Here is a 6,306-nt window from a genome sequence, read left to right as displayed (position 1 = left end):
CGGGACGTGGCCGACGGCACCTTCGTGGCCGCCGAGAGCGACGAGGACGTGCACGGCGCCCTCGAACGCGGACTCATCGAACGGGCCGGCGCCGAACTCGGTGGCCGGCTGCGGGCCGGACGGTCGCGCAACGACCAGGTCGCCACCCTCTTCCGGATGTGGCTGCGCGATGCGCTGCGCCGGGTGGCCGGGGGACTGCTCGACCTGGCGCAGGCTCTGGTCGATCAGGCCGCCGCGCACCCGGGGGTGGTGATGCCCGGCAAGACGCACCTGCAGGCCGCCCAGCCCGTGCTGCTCGGGCACACCCTGCTCGCCCACGCCCAGCCGCTGCTGCGCGATGTGGCCCGGATCGTCGACGCCGACCGGCGGATCGCAGTCTCCCCGTACGGTTCCGGTGCGCTGGCCGGTTCGTCGCTGGGGCTCGATCCGGCCGCGATCGCCGCCGACCTGGGCTTCGACCAGGCCGCCGACAACTCGATCGATGCCACCTCGTCCCGCGACTTCGCCGCCGAGGCGGCCTTCGTGCTGGCCATGATCGGCGTGGACCTGTCCCGGCTGGGGGAGGACGTGATCCTCTGGTCGACGCCGGAATTCGGCTACGTGACCCTGGCCGACGCCTGGTCCACCGGCAGCTCGATCATGCCGCAGAAGAAGAACCCGGACGTCGCCGAACTCGCGCGCGGCAAGTCCGGCCGGCTGATCGGCAATCTCACCGGCCTGATGGCCACCCTCAAGGCGCAGCCGCTCGCCTACAACCGGGACCTGCAGGAGGACAAGGAACCGGTCTTCGATTCGGTGGCCCAGCTCGAACTGCTGCTGCCGGCCGTGGTGGGACTGGTCAGCACCCTCACCTTCCACCCCGAGCGGATGGCCGAGCTGGCGCCCGCGGGCTTCACCCTCGCCACCGACATCGCCGAATGGCTGGTGCGCCAGGGGGTTCCGTTCCGGGTGGCGCACGAGGTGGCCGGGGCGTGCGTCCGCGAGGCGGAGAGTCGCGGGGTGGGCCTGGACCAACTCGACGACGAGACCTTCGCCTCGATCAATCCGGCGCTGACCCCGCAGGTGCGCGAGGTGCTGACGGTGACCGGATCCATCGAATCGCGCAATGCGCTCGGCGGGACCGCCTCGGTTCAGGTCCAGCGCCAGATCGATGTCGCGGGCGCGACGATCGTGCGGCTCGCCGGTGATCTGGGCATCTCGCGCGGGGCCCGCTGACGCGCCGTTCGACCAACAGCTAAGGTGTGACCTGCATCGCAGTCGAAACGGCGAGCGGGTCAGGGGAGAAAGGTGCTCAGCATGGGGTTGCCCAACGTGTCAGGGGCGGTCGGCCGGATAGTCGCGACGGCGCAGAACGGTCTGGAAGTGCTCCGGATGGGCGGCCTGGAGACGGGCACCGAGCCGGCGCCGTACAAGGTCGTCGAGACCGAGAAGATGTTCCGGCTGCGCCGGTACTTCCCCGACGATCCGGGGGAGGGCTGCCCCAACGTCATCCTGGTGCACCCGATGATGGTCTCGGCCAATGTCTACGACGTCACCGAGGACAACGGCGCGGTCTCCATCCTGCACCGGCACCGCATCATCCCGTGGGTGGTGGACTTCGGCTCGCCGGACCACGAGGAGGGCGGCATGGAGCGCACCCTCACCGACCACATCCTGGCGCTGAACCGGGTCATCGACTTCGTCACCCGGGTCGTGGGCAAGGACGTGCACCTGGCCGGCTACTCGCAGGGCGGGATGTTCGTCTATCAGGTGGCGGCCTACCGGCGCGGCAAGGGCATCGCCTCGGTGACCACATTCGGCAGCCCGGTGGACGTCACCGCCGCGCTGCCGTTCGGGATGTCGCCGGCCCTGGTCTTCCCGGGCGTCGAGGTGGTGGCCGACCGGATCTTCAACCGGCTGTGGATCCCCAGCTGGCTCGCCCGCACCGGCTTCCAGATGTTCGACCCGGTCAAGACCGCCCGCAGCCGCATCGACTTCCTGCGCAAACTCCACGACCGCGACGCCCTGCTCCCGCGTGAGGACCAGCGCCGCTTCCTCGAACGCGAGGGCTGGGTGGCCTGGTCGGGTCCGGCGATCGCCGAACTGCTCCGCCAGTTCGTGGTGCACAACCGGATGATGTCCGGCGGCTTCGTCATCGATGACGAGGTGGTCTCGCTCACCGACATCGACTGCCCGGTGCTGGCCTTCGTCGGTGAGACCGACGACATCGGGCAGCCGCTGGCGGTGCGCGGCATCAAACGTGCCGCCCCGGACGCCGAGGTCTACGAGCGGACCCTGCAGGCCGGCCACTTCGGTCTGGTCGTCGGCTCCACCTCCGGCGCCGTCACCTGGCCGGACACCGCCGCCTGGATTCTCTGGCGCGAGGGCCTCGGCGAACTGCCCGAGGACATCAGACCGATGATCGACGACGACGGCGCCGGCAGCGGCATCAGCTGGACCAGCCGGCTCACCTACGGCGTGGGCCAGATGGCCGGCGCGGGCACCGCGGTCACCCGCGAGTTGGCCGACGGCGTGGGTTCAGTCCAGCGCACCGCCCGCGCGGTGGCCGCCGAGTCGGTGCGCGCCATGCCCCGCCTGTTCCGGCTGGGCCAGATCCACCAGTCCACCCGGATCTCGCTCGGCCGGCTGATGACCGAGAACAACAAGCGCACACCGCACGCTGAGCTCTTCCTCTTCGGCAGCCGCGTGCTCACCCACGAACAGGTCAACACCCGCGTCGACAACGTGGTGGCCGGCCTCATCGAATGCGGTGTCCGCCCCGGTGAGCACATCGGCGTCATGATGCATCCGCGGCCGAGTGCGCTGGTGGTGATCGCCGCACTGTCGCGTCTCGGCGCGGTGGCGGTGATGCTCTCCACCGCCGACGACCTGCCGGAGATGATGGCGCTCTCACACGCCGACACCGTGGTCTCCGACCCCGACCATCTGGCGACGGCCGCCGCCGTCAGCGAGCGGGTGCTGGTGCTCGGCGGCGGCAGCGGTGAGACCCGGGTGATCGACGCGGCCGACGGCGAGACCGTGGTCGACATGGAGCAGATCGATCCGGAGCAGGTGCGGCTGCCGGTCTGGTACCGGCCCGATCCGGGCGTGGCCGGCGACCTGGCCTTCGTCCTGTTCACCCGTGTCCAGGGCCGGCTCACCGCGTGGGCGATCACCAACCACCGGTTCGCCATGTCGGCGTTCGGTGCGGCCGCTGCGGCCGGCCTGTCCGACCACGACACCGTCTACTGCCTGCCCCCGCTGCACCATGCCTCCGGGCTGCTCACCAGCCTGGGCGCGACCGTCGCCGGCCGGTCCCGGATCGCGCTGTCCACCGGCGTCGACGCCGGCCGGTTCCAGACCGAGGTCCGCCGCTACGGCGTCACCGTCGTCTCCTACACCTGGAGCATGCTGCGCGAGGTGCTGCACGATCCCGGCTTCGACCCGGCGCATGTGTCCACGGTCCGGCTGTTCATGGGCTCGGGCCTGCCGGTGGGCCTGTGGAACGAGATCGAGGAGCGGCTGCCCAAGGCCAAGGTGCTCGAGTTCTTCGCCACCGCCGACGGCTCGGCGATCCTGGCCAACGTCGCCGGCACCAAGCCCGGGTCGATGGGCCGCCCGCTGCCGGACACCAATCCCGTCGCGATCGCCGCCTTCGACCCGATCACCGGGCGCCTCGAGATCGACGAGCACACCGGGCTGGTGCGCGAGACCGCGCCCGGCGAGGTGGGCATGCTGCTCGCGCACGCCGGCCAGCGCTTCTCGTCGACCAACCTGGTCCTGCGCGGAGTGTTCCGGCCGCACGACCGCTGGGAGGTCTCGGACCTGCTGTTCCGGGCCGACGCCGAGGGCGACCTGTGGTTCATGGGCTCGGTGGCCCAGGTGATCCACAGCGCGCGCGGCCTGATCTACCCGGAGCCGATCAGCGAAGCCCTCTCGGCGGTGCCGGGGGTGGACCAGGTGGTCGTCTACGGCACCGGCGAGTTCGGGCGGCAGCTCGCCGTCGCGGTGATCAGCCTGCGCGAGGGCACGGCGTCGGTCACGCCCACCCAGCTGCGGGTGGGTCTGGGCGAACTGCCCGCCGACGAGCGTCCGCACCTGATCCAGGTGGTCGACGAGGTCCCGGTCAGCGAGTCCTACCGTCCGCTGGCGGCCGGCTTCGCTCGCCGCGGGGTCCCCCGACCCGGGCCGGGCATCTGGTACCGCGATGAGCAGGGACGGTACCGCCGGTACACCCGGAGTGCGGCGGCGAACATCGAGTGGAGCGGTTCATCGGCGGCCGAGTAGCCTGGTGCCTGCATTCTTCTTCCCAGTGCAGCCTCGTCCGGCGAGGCGGAACTTAAGGAGTTCTTCGATGACGTCACGGGCCAAGGCGCTCGACCCCATCGTGCGTGACCGGCTGGTCTGCCCCCAGGATCTGGGGGAGCTCATCGACGCGGGCGACGAGCTGTACAACCCGCGGCTGCGGGTGGCCTACGCGATCGACGAACTGGGCATCCCGAACATGCTGATCGACGACGCGCGCGCCGTGGGCGAGGACGAGCATCGGTTGCTGGTCGGCGACGAGAAGGGCCTGTGACTCCTCCCGTGCAGACCACCGACATCCTCGACGAACTGTCCTGGCGCGGGCTGATCGCGCAGACCACCGACCTCGACGCGCTCCGCGAGCTGCTGTCCGAGCCGATCTCGCTGTACGCCGGATTCGACCCGACGGCGTCGAGCCTGCACGCCGGCCACCTGGTGCCGCTGCTCACGCTGCGGCGCTTCCAGCAGGCCGGACATCGCCCGGTGGTGCTGGCCGGTGGCGCCACCGGCCTGATCGGCGATCCCCGCGACGTGGGGGAGCGCAGCATGAACGCCGCCGACACGGTGGCCGGATGGGCCGAGAACATCGTCGGCCAGCTCAGCCGGTTCGTCGACCTCGATCCAGGCGAGGCCGGCCAGGCCGGCACCTCGGCCGCCGACTCCGGCACCGGTGCGGTCCTGGTCAACAACATGGACTGGACCGGGCCGCTGTCGGTGGTCGACTTCCTGCGTGACATCGGCAAGCACTTCTCGGTCAACGTCATGCTGGCCCGCGAGACGGTCAAGCGCCGCCTCGAATCCGACGGCATCAGCTACACCGAATTCAGCTACCTGCTGCTGCAGTCCAACGACTACCTCCAGCTGCACCGCCGCTACGGCTGCGCGCTGCAGATCGGCGGCTCGGATCAGTGGGGCAACATCGTCGGCGGGGTGGACCTGATCCGCAAGATCGACGGCGACGCCGTGCACGCGCTCACCGTTCCGCTGGTCACCGCCTCCGACGGCACGAAGTTCGGCAAATCCACCGGCGGCGGCAGTCTCTGGCTCGATCCCGAGCTGACCAGCCCGTACTCCTGGTACCAGTACTTCGTGAACACGGCGGACGCGGACGTGGTGCGCTACCTCAAGTGGTTCACCTTCCTGGGGCGTGAGGAGATCGCCGAACTCGAGCAGGCCACCGCCGAGAAGCCGCACCTGCGGCTCGCGCAGCGCCGGCTCGCAGCCGAGATGACCACCCTCATCCACGGCAGCGAGCACACCGCTGCCGCCGAACTCGCCAGCCAGGCGCTCTTCGGCCGCGCCGAGCTCGACGGTCTCGACGAGGGCACGCTGTCGGCGGCGCTCAGCGAGACCGGGGTCGCGCAGTACCCGGCCGGTGCCGCTCCCACGATCGTCGAACTGCTCGTCGACTCGGGTCTGACGGCCGGCAACAAGGCCGCGCGGCGGGCCGTCGACGAAGGCGGTGCGTACGTGAACAACGTCAAGATCACCGATCCGGAGTGGTCGGTGGATCCGGCGGATCTGCTGCACGGCCGGTGGCTGGTGCTGCGCCGCGGCAAGAAGACCTTCGCCGGCGCCCGCATCGGTTGAGCGCAGCGGCAACGAAACAGCCGTTGACCTGGCGATTTGGCATTGCCGCCATCGTCTAGTAACTTAATCAGGGCTGGCAGCGAGCCAGGGCCGCAAGGCCCCGACCACCGCAGATTGCCAGCCGCCCCGCTCCAGTGTTACTCTGGAGAAGTTGCCCCGAAACGGGCTGCGAAACATGATGTTCACTGAAGTTCGCTCCATTTTTGTGGTGGGGTGGTGTTGGTGGGTGTGTGTTCTTTGAGAACTCGATAGTGTGTGATGGATTTTCTTGTGCCGCATTTTTTGGCTGGTACAGGGAATGATTTTTTGATTGTTTTTTTGCCAGTCAATTCTTTTTTTGGATTGTTTTTTGGTCAGGTTTTTGTTCTCTGATCGTTGTGTTGAAATCTTCTGTTGCCGGCCCTTGTGTGGGGTTGGTGGTGGGGGTTTTGA

General features: G+C 69.2%; 5 protein-coding genes. 4 read left to right on the top strand and 1 reads right to left on the bottom strand.

What is annotated here, in order from left to right; all coding sequences use genetic code 11:
* The 4 genes from argH to tyrS all read left to right on the top strand — a co-directional run.
* Positions 1-1,215 (top strand): argininosuccinate lyase (gene argH, locus ACJMNC_RS17755; RefSeq protein WP_408949284.1); only part of this gene is annotated, 1,215 nt, incomplete at its 5' end.
* A gap of 81 nt (positions 1,216-1,296) precedes the next feature.
* Positions 1,297-4,266 carry an AMP-binding protein gene (locus tag ACJMNC_RS17750; protein WP_408949283.1) on the top strand — a complete coding sequence of 990 codons (2,970 nt, stop codon included), beginning with the start codon at positions 1,297-1,299 and terminating at the stop codon, positions 4,264-4,266.
* A 67-nt stretch (positions 4,267-4,333) separates the two neighbouring features.
* Entirely contained in the window at positions 4,334-4,558 is a 225-nt protein-coding gene (locus ACJMNC_RS17745) for a Trm112 family protein (protein ID WP_408949282.1), read from the top strand.
* Positions 4,555-5,874: a tyrosine--tRNA ligase gene (tyrS, locus tag ACJMNC_RS17740; protein ID WP_408949281.1), complete on the top strand. Its 1,320-nt coding sequence runs from the start codon at positions 4,555-4,557 to the stop codon at positions 5,872-5,874. The genes ACJMNC_RS17745 and tyrS overlap by 4 nt, the downstream gene beginning before the upstream one ends.
* 63 nt (positions 5,875-5,937) lie before the next feature.
* Here tyrS and ACJMNC_RS17735 read toward each other — a convergent pair.
* On the bottom strand, positions 5,938-6,306 hold a 369-nt coding region (locus tag ACJMNC_RS17735), incomplete at its 5' end, for a hypothetical protein (protein ID WP_408949280.1).

This window comes from Gordonia sp. VNK21 (genome assembly GCF_046098115.1).
GTDB lineage: Bacteria > Actinomycetota > Actinomycetes > Mycobacteriales > Mycobacteriaceae > Gordonia.
The sequence above is the reverse complement of the archived record's forward strand: the minus strand, read 5'-3'. Positions and strand labels throughout refer to the sequence as shown.

Excerpts from the sequence above, each read along its gene's own strand:
- ACJMNC_RS17750 (WP_408949283.1), top strand. The coding sequence starts at position 1,297 with ATGGGGTTGCCCAACGTGTCAGGGGCGGTCGGCCGGATAGTCGCGACG.
- ACJMNC_RS17745 (WP_408949282.1), top strand. The coding sequence starts at position 4,334 with ATGACGTCACGGGCCAAGGCGCTCGACCCCATCGTGCGTGACCGGCTG.